The sequence below is a fragment of the Rhodopseudomonas palustris genome (assembly GCF_003591005.1).
In the GTDB taxonomy this organism is placed as follows: domain Bacteria; phylum Pseudomonadota; class Alphaproteobacteria; order Rhizobiales; family Xanthobacteraceae; genus Rhodopseudomonas; species Rhodopseudomonas palustris_K.
Map to the genome: position 1 here is coordinate 37,329 of NZ_QYYD01000022.1, position 16,666 is coordinate 53,994.

General features: G+C 63.4%; 18 protein-coding genes and 1 pseudogene. 12 read left to right on the forward strand and 7 right to left on the reverse strand.

Annotated elements, in window-relative coordinates; translation table 11 throughout:
• The first annotated feature begins 400 nt into the window (after positions 1–400).
• The 8 genes from D4Q52_RS19740 to D4Q52_RS19780 all read left to right on the forward strand — a co-directional run bounded on the left by D4Q52_RS19740 (position 401) and on the right by D4Q52_RS19780 (position 6,642).
• Positions 401–922: a hypothetical protein gene (locus D4Q52_RS19740; protein WP_119858283.1), complete on the forward strand. Its 522-nt coding sequence runs from the start codon at positions 401–403 to the stop codon at positions 920–922.
• A 197-nt stretch (positions 923–1,119) separates the two neighbouring features.
• A complete protein-coding gene (locus D4Q52_RS19745) occupies positions 1,120–1,404 on the forward strand; it encodes a hypothetical protein (protein WP_119858284.1) in 285 nt (94 codons plus the stop codon).
• Positions 1,405–1,480: 76 nt separating this feature from the next.
• On the forward strand, positions 1,481–2,734 hold the full coding sequence (locus tag D4Q52_RS19750) for a S49 family peptidase (RefSeq protein ID WP_119858285.1): 1,254 nt from the start codon (positions 1,481–1,483) through the stop codon (positions 2,732–2,734).
• A 13-nt stretch (positions 2,735–2,747) separates the two neighbouring features.
• Positions 2,748–2,957, forward strand: coding sequence for a hypothetical protein (locus D4Q52_RS19755; protein WP_119858286.1), 210 nt, complete (start codon positions 2,748–2,750; stop codon positions 2,955–2,957).
• On the forward strand, positions 2,938–3,756 hold the full coding sequence (locus D4Q52_RS19760; RefSeq protein ID WP_147407827.1) for a hypothetical protein: 819 nt from the start codon (positions 2,938–2,940) through the stop codon (positions 3,754–3,756). The genes D4Q52_RS19755 and D4Q52_RS19760 overlap by 20 nt, the downstream gene beginning before the upstream one ends.
• Positions 3,757–3,896: 140 nt before the next feature.
• On the forward strand, positions 3,897–5,876 hold the full coding sequence (locus D4Q52_RS19770) for a phage tail tape measure protein (RefSeq protein WP_147407828.1): 1,980 nt from the start codon (positions 3,897–3,899) through the stop codon (positions 5,874–5,876).
• A 13-nt stretch (positions 5,877–5,889) separates the two neighbouring features.
• A complete protein-coding gene (locus D4Q52_RS19775) occupies positions 5,890–6,189 on the forward strand; it encodes a hypothetical protein (protein ID WP_147407829.1) in 300 nt (99 codons plus the stop codon).
• 51 nt (positions 6,190–6,240) lie between these two features.
• Entirely contained in the window at positions 6,241–6,642 is a 402-nt protein-coding gene (locus tag D4Q52_RS19780; protein ID WP_119858291.1) for a hypothetical protein, read from the forward strand.
• 1,470 nt (positions 6,643–8,112) lie between these two features.
• Here D4Q52_RS19780 and D4Q52_RS19790 read toward each other — a convergent pair.
• Complete coding sequence (locus tag D4Q52_RS19790) at positions 8,113–8,538, reverse strand: hypothetical protein (protein WP_119858293.1); 426 nt, start codon at positions 8,536–8,538, stop codon at positions 8,113–8,115.
• Between the two features lie 90 nt (positions 8,539–8,628).
• On the opposite strand from D4Q52_RS19790, the pseudogene D4Q52_RS19795 reads away from it, so the two are divergent.
• A pseudogene (locus tag D4Q52_RS19795) lies at positions 8,629–9,287 on the forward strand (SOS response-associated peptidase).
• A gap of 582 nt (positions 9,288–9,869) precedes the next feature.
• Here the strand turns inward: D4Q52_RS19795 and D4Q52_RS19805 are convergent.
• Genes D4Q52_RS19805 through D4Q52_RS19815 form a run of 3 tightly spaced genes read right to left on the reverse strand, consistent with a single transcriptional unit; the run spans position 9,870 to position 11,206 of the window.
• Positions 9,870–10,136: a hypothetical protein gene (locus D4Q52_RS19805; protein ID WP_182915372.1), complete on the reverse strand. Its 267-nt coding sequence runs from the start codon at positions 10,134–10,136 to the stop codon at positions 9,870–9,872.
• A 49-nt stretch (positions 10,137–10,185) separates the two neighbouring features.
• Positions 10,186–10,431: a hypothetical protein gene (locus D4Q52_RS19810; protein WP_234831260.1), complete on the reverse strand. Its 246-nt coding sequence runs from the start codon at positions 10,429–10,431 to the stop codon at positions 10,186–10,188.
• Positions 10,432–10,465: 34 nt separating this feature from the next.
• Positions 10,466–11,206, reverse strand: a complete 741-nt coding sequence (locus D4Q52_RS19815; protein ID WP_147407831.1) for a hypothetical protein — start codon at positions 11,204–11,206, stop codon at positions 10,466–10,468.
• Positions 11,207–11,655: 449 nt separating this feature from the next.
• Between D4Q52_RS19815 and D4Q52_RS19820 the strand changes: the two genes are divergently transcribed.
• On the forward strand, positions 11,656–12,447 hold the full coding sequence (locus D4Q52_RS19820; RefSeq protein WP_147407832.1) for a hypothetical protein: 792 nt from the start codon (positions 11,656–11,658) through the stop codon (positions 12,445–12,447).
• Positions 12,448–12,961: 514 nt separating this feature from the next.
• Here D4Q52_RS19820 and D4Q52_RS19825 read toward each other — a convergent pair.
• Together D4Q52_RS19825 and D4Q52_RS19830 are read right to left on the reverse strand one after the other, a co-directional pair.
• Positions 12,962–13,531, reverse strand: a complete 570-nt coding sequence (locus D4Q52_RS19825) for a hypothetical protein (RefSeq protein ID WP_119858298.1) — start codon at positions 13,529–13,531, stop codon at positions 12,962–12,964.
• A gap of 540 nt (positions 13,532–14,071) precedes the next feature.
• The gene (locus D4Q52_RS19830) at positions 14,072–14,356 is read right to left on the reverse strand and encodes a hypothetical protein (protein ID WP_119858299.1); all 285 of its coding nucleotides are present in this window, start codon (positions 14,354–14,356) and stop codon (positions 14,072–14,074) included.
• Between the two features lie 150 nt (positions 14,357–14,506).
• On the opposite strand from D4Q52_RS19830, the gene D4Q52_RS19835 reads away from it, so the two are divergent.
• Both D4Q52_RS19835 and D4Q52_RS26550 read left to right on the forward strand, forming a co-directional pair.
• Positions 14,507–14,869 (forward strand): hypothetical protein, encoded by a 363-nt coding sequence (locus tag D4Q52_RS19835; protein ID WP_147407833.1) that lies wholly within the window; start codon positions 14,507–14,509, stop codon positions 14,867–14,869.
• Positions 14,870–15,267: 398 nt separating this feature from the next.
• Positions 15,268–15,852 (forward strand): hypothetical protein, encoded by a 585-nt coding sequence (locus D4Q52_RS26550; protein ID WP_182915373.1) that lies wholly within the window; start codon positions 15,268–15,270, stop codon positions 15,850–15,852.
• 262 nt (positions 15,853–16,114) lie between these two features.
• Here D4Q52_RS26550 and D4Q52_RS19845 read toward each other — a convergent pair whose 3' ends face one another.
• Complete coding sequence (locus D4Q52_RS19845; protein WP_349627419.1) at positions 16,115–16,444, reverse strand: Arc family DNA-binding protein; 330 nt, start codon at positions 16,442–16,444, stop codon at positions 16,115–16,117.
• Positions 16,445–16,666: the final 222 nt, after the last annotated feature.

A 16,666-nucleotide genomic window follows, 5' to 3' on the forward strand; every position in this document is an offset into this window, starting at 1 on the left:
TGCGGCCGGTACCAGGTTTGCCGGCGAGCTCCCAAGGCGCTGGTTCCAGCTCCCAAGGTTCCTCGCCGAGCTCCCAAGGTCCCTCGGGCGGCGACCGGCTTCCATTGATCGCACCGGCGCCACACAGCGGCTTGGGAGCGGCGGCCCGATGACAGGAGGGCGCCACCGCTACGGCACGTCGCCGGCCTCCGCAGTGCGCCGCGGCTGGCGCGGTCGACGCCACCCCGATGGCACCCGTCATCCCGCCCATGGCCAGACCGCAGTCCTACCGCGCTGCAACGTTTAGGGACCGTGTTCCTATTCGCATTGCGGGCGGCGCAACTGCGGCCCAGGATTTGAGGATATTTGCCCGGATCAAAATCGAGGTTTGGTTGAGTCTATGTCCATGGAGGGATGACCAATGACCGAAAAACAGAGACCGATTGACGATTTGAGGGTCGGCCTGGCCGATGCGGGTCGGCTGATTGGCAAATCGATCCAGCACGTTAGAAACCTTGTCCGCGACGGCTTCATCCCCGACGCCGCCGCCGGCAAATACCGCGCCGTTGACGTCGCCAGCGGGGCGCTGAAGGCGCGCGAGGCCGCCGACCGCCGCGCTTCGCAATCCGCCGCCTCTAGCCGGCTGCTGGAGGCCCGCGCCGCCGAAATCGAGGTTCGGACCGAAGCCCGCAAGAAAGCCCACCTTCAAGACGCTCAGGCCCACGCGATCGCGGTCATGGACGAGCTACTCGGTCCCCTGAAACCGGACTGCCTTGCGATCCCTGCGCGGGTGACGAAGGACTTGGTGCTTCGAGCCAGGATCGAAGACGAGCTCGAGCGAGCCTTCGACGCCGCTGCCGATCGCGCCAAGATGATGCACAGTGCCAACGGCGCGGAGCCAACCGGAAGAACCTCGAGGAGGGAGAAGACCAATGCGAAGTAACACATCAAGCGGCGGCCGCCCGCCTGTCCTAACTGCGGTTCAACGTGAAAAACTCCACGCAGAGCTGTGTGATCGGATCGCATTCCATCTGCGGCCGCTAAATGCTGATGATCTTTCGGATGCTCCCGACGCCAGCGGCACCTTGATCCATCTGAGGGCTCACCGCGCCCGCCGGCCTGCGCGGGGCTGAGCCGCCGATGCAAAAGCACGACCGCATAGAACTTCTGCTCGGCAATTTCCGTCGAGAGGCTGCGGACCTCGTCGACCGAACGGCAGTGGAGTTGAAGGCGATCCTATCCAGTCCCGAGATAGTCCCGCGAGATCCATGGCTCGTGGTGAAGGATGCCGCGCGCCGAGTTGGGAAGAGCGAGAAGGTGGTTTGGTCGCTTGCCCAGCGGACGCCCGGCGCGTCGTGGATGCACGGCGGTCGGCGCATGGTGAACATCGACCGGCTGCCCATCGAGGTGCCGCCGGGCTCGTGAGAGCGGGTATTTTCGCCGAGCCCGAGGGCATCTTCGCCGAGGGACAGGCGAGGGCGGCATCTGCCATCGTTCGATCATGACGAAGGCACCTGAAACCGCCGCAGACTGGCCGGCCGAACTCAACGAGCCGCTGTTCATGTTGGACAGCCGCGTTGGCGAGATCGCGAAGCTATTCGCCAGCCGTGCCGAAGCACTCGCCGCTGCCGCATCGGCATCGCCTCGCGTCGCAGTCACCCGGTACGCAACGGCAGGAGCGACGGCGGTCATCCCTGTGCGCGGCAGCCTCGTGAATTGGGGAGATGTTGACCTCAGCCGCTACGGCGCCACCAGTTTCGGCCATCTGGCGGAAGCTTTGCATGCCGCCGCCTCGGATGGCGCGGTCGAGCGCATCGTCCTGCAGATCAATTCGCCCGGCGGCGTGGTTGAAGGCTCGGACACCGTCGTCGACGCGCTGCGCGCCGCGCGCGCCGCAAAGCCGCTGGTATCACACGTCGATGGCCTGGGCGCCTCATGCGGCTATCTGTTTGCAGCGCAGGCACATGAGATCGTCATCACCGCCCTCTCGCGCTTGGGATCGATCGGGGTCTACACGGGACACATCGATTACTCCGGCATGATGGAGCGACTCGGCCTCAAGGTGACGCATGTTGCGTCCGGCCAGCATAAGCTCGACGGCAGTCCCTACGAACGCCTGCCGGACGACGTCCGCGCGGCGATGCAGGACGAGGTCGACGATCTTCGCATCGGACTCGTCAACGACATTGCAGCTGGGCGCGGCGATCGGCTCACAGCAGCTGCTGCGCTGGCCACCGAAGCCCGCATGTACCGCGGCAGGGTCAATGCCAGCGGACGATCCGAAGCGATCGACGCCGGGCTCGCCGATCGGATCAGCAGCCTCCGCGACCTGTTGGCGAGCACGACGCGCAGCTACTCGCCAACCAAACCCCCGAAAGGAAAGTCAATGGATACGATATCACGTGCCGACCACGACGCTGCCGTCGCGGCGGCTCGCTCCGAGGGCGCCAGCGCCGAACGGTCGCGCATCGCCGGTGTGATGGCGCTCGACGAGGCGAAGGGGCGCGAGGCCTCGGCTCTCGGCCTGGCGCTCGCCGCCGGCATCACGGCAGACACCGCCAAGTCGATCCTCGCCGGCCTGCCCAAGTCCTCGGCGCCTTCGCTGCCCGCGGGGCGCGCGCAAGACGCCCCCGGCGGCTTGGTTCTGGTCCAGAGCGCTTCCGCTCCGGGCGAACTCGATCAGCAGCGCCAGATGTCAGAATTCGAGCGAGGCCGGGCCATCGCGCGAGGACTGAACCTGGGCGCGAAGTCGTAAGGGAGAACTACGCATGGCCATGAAAACTATCCGCGCTCCGATCACTCTGTTCTACGAAGGCCAGTACGTGCCGCCGGGCACGCCCGTGACGCTCAGCATCGAGGAGGCGAACAACCTGATCGATCGCTATGGCGACATCGGCGACGCCGAGGTCGTGCTGAGCATGAAGGATCTGGCGAACATCGATGAATTGAACCGGCAGCATGCGCGCTTCAACTCGTAAACCCGCAACGGTTCATTCCGAAACGCTCGGCGGCCGGCTGGATGCCGCCCGGGCCGACCTGAGCGAAGCACGGTCTCGGATCTCAGCATTGCTCGCCGAAGAGACGGCGCACCTCGGCTCGGATGAGGCCTATCTGTCGTGGACGCGCAAAAAGCGCGTCGCTGAGCAGGACGCGCGGCACGCCGACGAGTTGGTGGCCTCGCTCGAGGTTGAGGTCGAGGCCGCACGACGAGCTGAAGAGCGCAGCGCATTCACCGCTCGGTTCGCCGCGGCAGCAGCGCAGAACGAAAAGGTGGTCGAGCTCTATCGCACCGTGCTGCCGCGCGCCTGGGAAATGATCGCCGACGTCCTTCGCCAGGCGGCGCTCGCCCAGATCGAGACCGACGCTGTCCTGCGGGCGATGCCCGCTGATTTCGAGCCAGACCAGTGGATCGGTGATCCCGACCGAACTGTTCGCTGTCGGCCGGCCATTTCAGAGGCGACGATTTCGGAGGAAGTGGTCGACCTGTGGGTGGATCGCGAAACCGGTGGTGTTTTCGCCGACCAGGAGACGCCGCCTCGATCGAGGACCGCTCACAAACGACCATTCCGCCGGATCGCGTATCAGCCGTTTCGCCCAGCCTCCGATGCCGCGCCGTTCTTCCGTGATCTCATCTTCCCTCGCCTTGGGAACACAGGTGGTCATTTGTTCGATGGTCGCGAGCTCAGGTCCGCTCGCGATGTGCTGGCTGAGTTGGCGAAACCGATGGTGTTGGAGGAGATCACTCTACGCCCATTGACGAAGATCGAACCGATCTAAATGGCGCCTGAGCTACCAGTTCGTGATCGCGGCTGCGGCCCGGCTGCTGCGGTCACGCTGCCGGCGCTGCAAAGCGCGGCGGCCCGGCAAGTGAGATGGACAGCTCCCTTGTCGGGCCAAACCTTTGAGGAGTGACGTTGATGCGAACGATCGAAGCCCGCGCGATTATCAGCGCGAAGGATGCTACCGGCACCGTCTTCAGCGCTATCTCTGAAAAAATCGCCAGGCTCACCGCCACGGCGCGGAATGCCAACACGGCGGCGGCCAGCGCGGCGCGGCGAGCCGGCACCATTGAGGCTGCGGCCGCCGGCGCTGGCCGCGCGAGCAGCAGAGCATCGGCCGCGGCTTCCGTGTCCGCCGGCCGTGCGGCTGCAGCATCGGCAGCTGCAGCACGGTTTGCAGGAGCGGGAGCGGGGGCCGGCCTTGGCATGGCTGGGCTCGGCGGCATCGGTACGGCCGCGGGGGCCGTTTATGTCGGGCAAAAGGCGGTTCGCCGCTATGCCGAGACCGACATGGCGATCACGCGGATCGGCATCACGGCAGACGCATCGGACGCCGAGATTCAGAAGTTGAATAAGTCGATTGCCGGTCTCTCGGCCCAAACCGGCAAGAGCTTCGATGACGTCACAAGCGGCCTTGAAAGCCTCGTCTCGGGCGGCATGGATCTGCCTCAGGCGCTTCCGGCGCTGCCGGCGATCGCCAGGACCGCGCAGGCGGCCGGGGCCGAGGTCAAGGACATGGCGACCACGGCTCTGGCGCTGAACCAGTCGCTGGGCATCAGCACCGACAAAATGCAGGGTGCATTCGACACGCTCGTGACCGGCGGCAAGGCTGGCAAATTCGAGCTCAAGGACATGGCGCGCTACATGGCATCGATGGCGCCGCAGGCTGCTGCGATCGGCCTGAAGGGCGAGGAGGGCCTCAAGCGCATCGTCGCCGTGCTGCAGACGATCCGCGCAGGGTCCGGCACGACTGAGGAAGCAGCGTCGTCGTTCTCCGATCTCCTCGGCAAGATGGAAACCGACGAGACCGCGAACAAGTTCAAGAAGTTCGGCATCGACGTCCGCAAAGAGCTGGATAAGTCCCGAAAGTCCGGCAAGGACCTGATCGAGACGTTCACCGAACTAACCGAGAAGGCGCTCAAGGGCGACCTGTCAAAGCTCCCGCTGCTCGCCGCTGATAAGGAAATGCGGCGCGGATTGCTGGCGCTGCTGATGTACAAGAAGGAATTCGATGGCTACATGGAGCGCCTCAAAGAGGTAGGCGGCTCGGGGGGCAAGGACCTTGCGCGCGCGCTGGAGCGGCCGCAGGTTGCACTCGACAAGCTTTCCGCCAGCCTCGATGTCGTTCTGCAAAAGCTTGGATCAAGAGCTTGGGACAAAGGGGCCGGCTCGCTGGTCCGCGGCGCCGACCGTGTTCTCCAATGGCTCGCCGAGGAAGACGAACGGCCGGCGGCCGAGAAGGCCCGCGCCGAGATGAAGCGTCGGCGCGAAGAGCCGCTGCAGCGGGAAATCGAGACCGCCAGAGAGCAACTTGAGAAAGGCGAGGAGGCCGCTAAACGGAGCGGCGGGCCCGGCCGATTGCCGCATCAGAAGCGCGAAGGCCGGTCGCGGTCCGAGACCGATGCGCTCATGCAGTCGCCTGCCTTGCAGGCCTTGCGTCTGAAGATTTTTGAGCTCGAAGGCAGGCTCAAAGCGCAGACGCCGGAAGAGATGGGGCCGTTGTTCAGCGACAAAGAGCTTGAGGTCATGCAGGAAGTCGATCGCGAGCGCCGGCGCGGCGTCTCGCTCAGCACCATGGGCAAGCCGAGCAAGCGCGTCACGGCTGTGGGCAAGATCGGTTGGAAGACGGCGAAGCCGAATGACGGCAGCGCCGGCGAGAACAACATCCTCGATTTGCCGAGCAAGCCGGTCACCGCCGAACTCACCGGCTCGGCGGAAGTCAGCGGCGAGGCCAAACTGAAGATCGTCGTCGAGGCGGGAAGCTCGCTCTTGCGGGTGGTCGAGCAGGCGCAGAACACGGCAGTGAAGCTGCAGGGGCAGCTCAACACCAACGGTCCGGGCTCGACCGGCAAGTCGTCGCCGGACGCGGCCGCGCCGTCGCCGCCGATCAGCTACTGAGGAGCCACCCCCGGTGGGCATGAGATTTGAGGCGACCACGGGCGACCACGGCACGGCGGATCTGCTCGCGCGTGTGATTGCGTTGGACGCGGTGCTCCAGCACGTGCTGCAGCCGCTGCTGTCCGCGCTCTCGGAAGACGTTGCCGCCTCCGTCCTGGCTGCAGCAAAGCGAGGTCTGGAGCTGTCTTGCTGCGCAACCGATCCGGCGTTTGCGGAAGATGTGTGCTGCCGGGCCTCCGAGCACATCGTGCTGCTGATGGGCCGCCTTGAAGCTTCGCGCGCCGCCGGCGGCGCAAACGCTGTCAGGAACTGAGCAGCAGTATTGGCAAGAGGTTGCGCCGACAAAAATTTGAGGAATTTTGACGTGTTGCAATCCGTGCTCGCGAATAGCGATCAGGCGTCCCAGAGCGGCGCGGCGGTGCGAGGTCCTGAGAAGAAAGCCGGGAAAGCAATTGATGGCTTGGCGCCGCTGCCGCGCTGTCTGAGCGAATGGCCGCTGGGCGCCGAGAAGGACAAGCGGCGCGCGGCCGCCGCAACGATGCTGCCAAACTTGCTCGAACAGCGCGGCCCGATAGGCTTGCTCAACGGCCCGGGCAGAAAATCCGGTTTTGCGAGCGGCGAGGCGGTGTACAATCCCCGCGAGCTAACACTCATGGCGCAGCATTACGGGCGCACGCCCCGATCTCTGGTCCCGCTGTTCATGTGCCGCCCTGGGCTGCAACTGTGCTCGTCCGGGGCTGCCGGACGCCCATCGGGCTCATTTTGAAACGCGCATTGCGGCGGCGAGCGCGTAACTGCTCGTGCAATCAGGGCGGCGCGCATCGTACCCGGTCTGCAGTCGAGCGACGGCGAAGCTATTATAATTGCGAACGGTCGACAGAGTGCGTCTGGATGTTGCCGCAGCTATCACATCGGAAGACGCCAATGAGCTTCCGCGGATCGGTTCTCGGCAGCCGGCCGACGTAACTCATCGAGCCGGTGCAAAACTCGCATTTGAGCCTTGGCTCATTATCTTGACGCATCTTCTAGGCTCGCGGGACAACGGTGATCGAAGTGGGTGCGGCCCTTTGGTGATAGTAGGCGGCTAAACGCCGGTTTGTCCATCGCACGAACTTTAGTGGTGACACGTAGTCAAGGATGTTTGACGAAACGTTTGTTAGTTGCGATCGCCACGAGGACTGTCACTGAGTTAGAACGAATTCGTGTATTGCTGAGTTGACGCCGTTCGAGTGCAATTGTGAGACGCCGTGTCAACCGGCGGCGCTGATCAAATCGGCGCATGCCCGCGCCGTACCAACGCCGTCGGCGCCGACCTCCGCCGCCGGCAATCTCGCCCAGATCGGCCCTCCTGAAAACTCGCCCCGTCGGCCACTCCAACAATAGGGCAGGTCGGCGGGGCCTTTTTCGCGTTTCAGGCGTCGGGCCCTTCAAGGCCGCCGGCTTTTGTCTGCGTCAGGAACCAGGGAAGATCTTGATCTTGGTGGACTTCGTATGTGTCCACCCTGAAGCACTTTGGGCATTCATAACAGCGCAGTTCACCCGAGCTCGGCACCGGGGATCTGCGGAATAATCTGGCTGCGGAGCCGCAGCCTGCGCAGGGATGAAAGAAAAAATCGTCCTTCTGAAAGTACGGCATGGCTCCCCCTGATAAGCGAGCGTGCCGCATCCTTTTGGGAGGTCATTGACGCCGATCAATTCAGAGCTCGATCCTAATGGCCAGGAGCGTCTTCAACGCACAGTCGTACGCCGCTCCGCGGCTCGGCAAAACCGTGCCGCCCGAGCATCGCAGAGGCGCTCAAGATCGCCGTGGCTTAACCGATTGCTCCGGTTCGGAACCGGGTTCGCCTTTGTGGGGCTGGCTGTCCTGTTGGGGCGGTCGTAATTCTGACGACTGCATCCATCTTTCTATTCGAAGCGCTTCCTCGGCCGACCTGATGCGCTCAGAAAGCTGCTCGCGTTCCGAAGAACACTCCGCCCCCGCGAATTGCCTCCGAAGACGTAAGAGCATCTGGTGCAGCCGCTCCGTCAACGATGTCGTCTGCGGAACGCGGCGTCTTTGCATGGCGCTTCACTCTGCTTATTGGGGCGGAAGCAATGGGCGTTCTCATCACCTGTCACTATCCCGCAGGACCCGTTGGGTGACAGTTGACTGTCAGCCCACGCGGACAGAATTTCAATGCCTTTCGTCCGGTTGAAACCATCGATACAGCAACTCGGGCGCGTCGCATCATCGGCTTTACCTCTCGTTGCCCGGCCGGTCCCAAGGGTATGGGTTGAGCTCCTGAGAGTCGGTCAGCTTGACAAGGCGCACCGGCGGCTTGTAGCGGAGCGTAGCGCAGGACCGACATCGCAGCCCGGCCTCGAGCTTCCAAACCGGGGTATCGCGGGGCCGGCGGATGGCGTCGAGCGACAGGCTGACGCGCGTGTGGCAACGCATGCACTCGACCTCCAGCCAGCCGAGGCCGCCACTGAGGCACTGGGCAATGGTCGGGGAGGGCTGGGCCGGGCCGCCGAACCCCTCCATCCCGACGGACCATTCTTCGGCGAGGGCGCGGTGCGCCTTCCGGATCGCGGCGCGGGCCTCCTGGCGCGTGCTCTCGACGCGCGACTTCCACAGCCGATGCCGGCCTCCGAAGATCACCTCGCGCGATTTGGTCCCCATGGCGGGCCATCAAGACCCGCTTGGTCACCGGACGCAATGCCACTAGGATTGGATGCCTCCGGGAGCCGGGAGGCCCAAGGGCTCGCGTCAATGTGCAATCTCTACAGCATCACCAGGAATCAAGACGCGATCCGTCAGCTGTTCGGCGTGACGCGCGACGCGGCCGGGAACCTGCCGCCGCTGCCCGCGGTCTTCCCCGACGGTCTGGCGCCGGTGGTGCGGGCCGCCGCCGGCGAGCGCGAACTGGCGATGATGCGCTGGGGCATGCCCGGGCCGCCGCAGTTCGGCGGCGCGCCGATCACCAAATCCGGAACACCAAGTCGGCGCACTGGCGGCGCTGGCTGAAGCCGGAGGCGCGCTGCCTGGTGCCGTTCACGTCGTTCTGCGAGTACGCGGATACCAAGCCGAAGAAGACGCCGACGTGGTTCGCTCTCGACGATAGCCGGCCGCTGATCGCCTTCGCCGGGGTCTGGACGGAATGGACCGGCACCCGGGGGACGAAGGCCAACCCGGTCGAAGGCCAGCATCTGCTTTACGGCTTCCTCACGACAGATCCGAACGACGTCGTCGCGCCGATCCACCCGAAGGCGATGCCGGTGATCCTAACAACGCCGGAGGAGTTCGACGTCTGGATGCGGGCGCCGTGGAGCGAAGCGGCGGCGCTGCAACGGCCGCTGCCTGACGGTTTGCTCGAGATCGTAGCGCGCGGGGAGCGGGCAGACGGGAGCTTCGGTCCAATGGCGACCTAACCGTTAGCGCGCAGGTAGTGCTGGACCAGGTGGGTGTCGCGAACTTGCGCTTTCAACGGCCGTCCGTCAGAGTAGCTACTTTCCGATTGGAATGAGAAAACACAGACAATGTTCTATTTTCATGTATCTCCGTTGGTCGACCATCCAATTGGATCAATTATACCCCCTGGCAGATACGGCCAAAGCTGCCGGATCTTCCTTAATGGCGGACAACCTCCGGACCACAATTCCCTAATGAACGGCCTTATATGGGAAGTCGCTCTGGAAACTGCGCGCTTATCGGTCAATCCAGATCTGCCAAGCAGACTGAACTGCGTCTTTGCCTGCACAACCAGCGATGCTGCGATTGCTTTTAGGAACAGGTATCGGCACAAGACTTTTCCAATATTCAAGATCGAGGCAGATGAGCAGACACCGATCTTCGTCGGTGATTTAGACGTCATCTCGAACTCAGCCCGCGGCCGACCAATGATCGATGTTTGGTCCGAAGGAGCGGTCAATTATTGGACGCAAATTCCACCTGGGGCGACCGAAATACTCATCGGTGGGCCTGTCAAAGTTGTTGGAAAGCTAAGCTTGTAGCTATCGCCACGGGTTCGGCGTCTTCGGGCATCCGGTTGGCCCACAGGTGAAGCGCACGGCGAGCTCTTCGCGGATGAGGATATCGCCAACGTCGACGCCATCGGATTTGAGGGTGCCGCAGAAACGGCCATAATTGCAGCGAAGTGTTCCGGCGGTGCCTGGCCGGCACGAGCATTCCACCTTGATGTAGTCGAGCTTCCCGTTGGGGACGATCTTGCGCAAACGCGCCGTGCCGTGGCCGTCGAGCTCGCGCTCAGTTTCCCGCAAGTTTCAAATGTAGAAAACGAGTCCATGGTTCACAGAACAGGTCGCCGCCTCAGTAGCGCGGCGTCCGAGTGCCCATCTGACCGGTATATGGATTGACGTTGCCGCGCGTCGTGTAATTGTCCATCTGCGTGTTGTTCGGGTTTGTCGCGTGCGAGCCCTGAACGTACGTTCCGTGGCTATTCACGTAAGGAGAGATGGTGTGGCTGCGAGAGTTGGAGCCGTAGCCGTATTGGGCATTGGCCTGGGTGGCAGTGGCGACAGCGAAGATAGAAAGAATAACGGCCGCTTTGAGCATCTGAGACTCCATTGTAGCTGCGAGTAGGTTTGCTTCAGATCGAACCGACTGCACCTTGCGCGACCTCGACGACGTGCCTGTCGCTGCCCACGGTGATGACGATCGTATAGTTCTTTGCTCCGCTGTCCGGCGTGACAGGCGGGGCGAGGTGGAGCTGTCCGCCGTACCACTCTCCGGGGAGAAGCGTGTTGTCCTTGATCACCGCTTGCTCAAGCTGCGCCATGTTACGCTGGCCTTGCTCGATGGTGCCGGCGATCATCGCTTCGTTCTGAACTGCTGCGTTGTTCTGCGCGATCACTGCGGCTGTCGGACTGTAGAAAGTGCCCGATCGGCCGCTCGGCGTGGTGTAGCTGCCATAGCCGGCGCGCGACGCGCTGTACGCATTGGCGGCGCCAGCGACGCCGACAAGGATCGCCGCAGCCACCTGGCGGTTCTTCTCTTCCTGCTGCAGCATTTCGAAGGTGACGACCTGCATCGGGTGCTCGGCGCCGGCGACACGCTGGTTCGCCTCGACCTGCGAAACTCGGAAGTCGATCGGACCGCGGCTGAGATTGTTGATGCCGACGACGAAGACGGGGCGGCCGTTTGCCTGGATCTGCCGCGCTGCAGGCCGGACGAGCACCAGCGAGTTCTTCTGCCGGGACACCAGCGCCGGCTGACCGTCGCGCATCAGCGCTTGCTGGTTTGGATTTGAAGCCTTCAGTGAAACTGTCTCACCAGCGCTCACGCAGCCGGCCAGCGCGGCGCAGAGCACCGCTGGAATAACTCGACGCATAGACTTCGTCCCCCCCGCAACGGGAGGTAATGTGGACTCCGTTCCCAGCTAAGTGCAAGAGGCACCGCGAGCAACTTAGTGGAGAAGGCCCTTAGCCATTGGTGGGGGCGCCCGACATCGCCGTCGGGATGAGGTGGCGGAAGGCGAGGCTAGAAAGCTAAGATCAAGCAAGAAGAGCACTTCTTGCTGGGTCTCGAAATACTAACAACACTGGATTGTTGCACGGCGGGATTGAGGTATTGGGCCGGGCCTGATGTTCGATCAACTTGCCTAATTGCTGGGTGAAGTGCATCTGTACTTCATCAGTTACTATCAGAGGTCCGACGATGCCCCTCGCTGCCGTCTGCGTTGAGACCACATCAGCGGCGATGCCGCGGCCGACCGGGGAGCCGGTGCCTCTGCCATGCCGAGGCCATACGAGAGCGCAAAAGGCGCCGCTGGCGGATTTGATGTCCATCCTGGATGCATTGGACATCCGAGTGATCGCGACGACTGAGCGCCGTTTGGAAAATTGCACAATAGCGCAGAACACGCTCCGCGCTTTGCTGGCCGAGCACAGCGCCGAGCACGTCGTGCTGGTGCTGCGCACGATCACCGAATCCGAGGGCAACGCCCGGGCACTGATCGAGCCGGTAATCAAGGCGGTCAGCGCCGTCGCGATCGCGCACCCCGAATGGACTGGCACGGGCCTTCGATGGATCGAAGCTTTCGACGGCCTGGCGCTGCTCGAATTGTATGGCGCAGCCAAGCGACTGAAGAAGTCGGCGGCGGCCGCGGGATGGTCCTATCTGGCGGGCATGCTCGTCCTGGTGCTGCGCGACGCTTTCGCTGATCAGGCGCCGCAGAAATCCACACAAATGGAGATCAGGCAGGCTCGGGCCGAAAGAGAGCAGGCCGCGCGAGAGCGTAAAGCCGCTGCGCGTGAGCGTGCCAACGGCGACAAGATCGCCTTCGGCCGTGAGTTGATCGCCGCGAGGGCGGCGGGCCGGCGGATCGATATGCGCATCGGCGGTCAGCCGTCCAATTTCTTGAACGTGGCGCGAACGTACGGCGATCGCCCGTCGATCTGGCGTGCCGCCTCATGGGAGGTGCTCGTGCGTCTGTCGTCACCGACGATGTCGCGGGCGCGGCGTGCCGAGATCGAGCGCCAAATCGAATCCGGCCAATGCGTCTCGGCCAGCGTGCTCAGAGCGGCGGTGCCTGGCGCCGGCCGCTCTGCAGTCTCCAATCCTACGTTGTAGGCCCCCGATCGGGTGCAAATTCGGGGGGTGGTGCGGCCGGCAAGGCGCTGATTTCGCTTAGGCGAGGCCTGGCAATTGCCACCGTTTTGCTATGGCACAAGGCACGGCGCCATTCAGTTTCGTTGATCGAGTCCTAACCACGCCATGGCCGCCTTCGCCGGTCTGCTGCAAGGCGGGATTGGGTGCGATCGCTATGCGGTGGCAATGCGGTCGCATCGCTCCCTGGTTGTTCGCATTTTCGCTTCTGTTCGGAAATGCTCCGCGGGCTCGAGCAATCCAGCTTGCGATCGGGCAGCGCGCCGAGCCGCTGCGGCGGAAGCGGTGCCGCTCGTGGCGCGCTCGCGAGCAGTCGCCGAGGCATCGCGAGGATCGGCCGGCAAGAGCCGGCGACTTCGTCTGTGGCGCTAGCGGATGCCCGAAGACGCCGAATCCGCGGAGGTGATACCGGCGACGTCTGTCGTGGGCCACGGGCGGCCATTGAAGCTCTCGGACCCGCGCAGCAAGCCTCAATGGGTCACTTGGCGGCCAGCTGTCGTGCCGCCTCGGCTACATCGGCTACCGCTGCTTGGCAAACAGGAGCCGCATGCCGCGTGAGGCAATCCGTAACGAAGGCGCGTATCTCTTCGCGGCAAAGGTCTTCCGTCAAGGCGCTCGTGTCCGTCGGTGGAACGGAGGCGGCTGACCGGACAAGGCAGTCGGCGAACGATTTGTCGATGGGGTGCTGCTTCAGGAGCGACGAGGCGTACTTGACGGAATCAAGCTTGCATAGCGTTGGTTCGCGGCCGTCTGCCGAACAGATCCGAGCGTAGTGGTCGATCTCGGATCTGCAAGAGTCCATGATCGAGGTGAAGCTTCGGCCGTACGGCATTCGGAATTCGGATTGGTGCTGGTCTATGCACCTGCGAATTCCCTGCTCGACGTCGGCAAGCGCACCGCCGGAGCCCCCGGCCTTCTGCCATTCCGGCGACGGACAGTCTGCAGCTTGGCCGCAGCCAGTTGATCCTGCGGATAGGGGGGCCGCCATCGCGGCGATCGAATACGTTGCCATGGCGAAGATCAGAGTTGCCAGCTTCGTCGCTACCATCGCGGCCTCCGCCCGGCGCGCAGGCGCACTCTGGCCTGCTGATACATTTTGGCGTCGATTGCCGTCGGCGCGCAAGCCGAATGTCATAGCCGCGACGTTAGCGAGTAGGTTTAGCAGTTGGCCGCCGTCGGTTCGTCCTTCTGCTCCCCACGAGCCACGATCTTTAGCACTCCATCACGCAGCGGCCGTTGCAAGGCTGCCGCCGCGCTCCAAGGGCGCCCGCCCAACCGTCAAACTCTTCGGCCGCCTCTAAACAATCGGCAGTGCACCGGGGAGGCCGGTGCACCGTGCGCCGAACCCCCGCGTGAAGCACACCCGCAATTTTGCTTCGGGCCCGGCGAGCGTTTTCAAAGTCTTGCGTCCGGCGTGTCGGTGCTGTGACGGTGCCGTCTCGCCGGCGTGTCGCCGGTTTCCCCGACGACTCGTTCGGGGCGGCATGATCGTTCGATCATCCTCCGATCGGCGCATGTCCGGCGCGCGGATGAACTATGTGCCTGAAAACGCTCATTGCGAGGGATGCGTTCGCAGAGCGTCCGCTTTTCAAAGGCGGGGGTTGATCCAATTCCAGGTTTCCTTTGACAGCCATCCCTGGTGCTGACCGGGCAGGAGCTTGGTGACTATCAGTGTGTCGTTATTGTCGAGCTTGGTCCGAATGTCGGCGCTCAGCGTATCGGCGGAGGCACTAGTCTCGAGAAACCAAACGGAATCGAGCCCTTGGTCGTAGATGTGCGGATATCGGCTCAGGTGATCAATTAGGGCTTGGCGAGCTTGGGCATAGTTGAGCTTCTGCTTGTTCAAGTCCCATGTAACTAGAAAGATCGACATTCAAGGCTCCTGATTCTTAAAGTGACAGGATCGGCAGGCATGCCCTTCGCTTGGAGGTACGATCAGCACGTCGCCCTGCCGTCCACAGGAAACATGGGCATTAAATAAATGCGGACGCGCATCGCTTGGGGCAGCGCCGGAGGAGTGGACATGGTGTGGGTGAGCTGGGTTGGAGCTGCCGGCAACGCAATCGAGCTGGTCGGCTTCGGAATTCTCGCTTGGGACCTTTCACACACTAATCGATCATCGATCGACGACGCGAACGCAATGATCGGTGAAGCGGATGCATTCGAGGCAGTCGTAATTTCCGACGGAGATCGTTCCGACCCTCCCGGAACTCCGAGGACCGAGATTATCGGCGGTAAGCTTGGTCGGTTCCAGGACGGCTTTTCGGCGAGCCTATCCGCGTTGGAGGTAAGCAGGAGGCGGATCCTATTCGGTGTACTGGTCACAGCGGCCGGAGCGGCGCTTCAGACGTTTTCCGCAATCTGGCAAGCGCTCTTCCCATCCTGACGCGTCACCGCTCTAAGCGGGCGCCAGATGAATTCGTCACGAGCGCCACTATGCGCGCGCGCCGAGGCGCGCCCCGCAAGGGGGTGGATTTTTTACCAAATCAGTGATGGGATGATCGCGGAGCCTGAGAACTCCCGAAGCGGTCCCTTGCCGGGGATTGCGCTTCATCCGCGATAGGCGGGCCATGAGCCTTGCCGGGCTCACCAGTCCGCTGAAATCTTGACGCGCCCATTTGCCGTGGGCTGCGACCGGCTCACTATGCCGGGAGTGCCACGGCTATGCAAGACCCGAAAGGGAAAGGCCGTGGCGCACGTTCTCGCGGACGTGTTCTCAGACTCCCGGCGCCAGCCCGACGCTGGCACCCGGCCCTGAGAAGCCGTTTTCGCGAGCACCATCACATGACCACATTCCCTGATAACCGGGACAACCCCCGTCAATACCACCCCACCGACGTCTCTCCCGAGCAGCTGTTCGCCGCCTGGTCGCGACGCGATCGCGAGGCCCTGATCGATGTCCTGATCGAGTCGCTGGACGCTGCGGACGCCGACCCTGACCTCGAGCCCGCCGGCGACGACGAGCCGACGCTGGGCTCGATCGCGGAGCACACCAACTGGGCCGGCGGTAGCACCGACGACCGGGAAGGAGACGACGGTTGCGACGACCGCGAAGGCGACGAGCTGCAGCACGGCGGCGACGAGCATGACGGTTGCGAGCCGGACGTCGACGCCGAGGACGCGCTTGGCTGGACCATCGACGGCGCGCTGGGCTACTCCGGCGACCACGAGGAGGGGAGCACCACAGCGGACGCGCTGGCGGCTGCGTGGGCCCGCTATAACGGCAAGGCACCGTCGCCCCGTCTTCAGGGCCCGGGGCGCGCTGTGAGCGTCGACCGGCTATCCTGGCGCCGGCGGCTCACCGGCTTGTCGGCGTTGCAGCTGGCGGCCGTGTCGCCGCGGCTCGATCGCAGGGAGGTGGGGCTATGAAACCTGAGACGAACGCCTAGCCTGTGTTGATACACCGGCCCATCGGTGGCAAGTTGGCGGTCTCGGGACCGCAATGAACCGAGACCGCCGTTTGGGGAGCCATCCGGCGTTTGGGGGCTGGAGCGCAACCTCCGGCCCCCGTTTTCCGGCAGTCACACCCTACGCTTGGAACCTGCTGACAGACCAGCCTCAGGCAGCTGTGGAAAAGCCTTATCCACCGCATCCACAGACCCTGTGGATAGGAGGGACAACGGGGATAACGCTATTGGGGCCTTGACAGGGGCTTGCGTTGTTTCTCGCGAATCCGACCCGCCGCCTCGACCAGCTTTGCGAGATCTTCCTGCATCCGAGCAAGCGTAGCCTCCAGCTGCGGAAAGGTCTCAACGTCTTCCGGCTTCACTGGCCATTGAGCAATGTGGATCGCCAGCGCCATGACGATCTGCGAGTTCATGGAGCGCCCGTTCTGATCCGCCAGCTTCGCTAACATGTCCCGCATCCCGGGCGGCATGCGAAGTACGAATTGATCCGATCCCCTGCCGGCTTTCGTGGTTTTTGCGGCTTTCTTTGCCATAGTAGCACCGTGCGACTTCATTCTTGAGTCCGTGATATGACGGTGCTATAACATCCCCCAGAGAACAAATCACTTGCTGAATAGGGGGAGGGCCAGCAACCATGCGGTCCCCCCGGTCTCAATGACAGGTGAATGCGATGCCCCGACGCCCTTCGAACGTAAACCAAGCTGACGTGCAGCGGATAATCCGCGCCTGCAAGCGGGAGCGGGTGCCGTTTCGCCTGACGCTTCAGCCGAATGGTG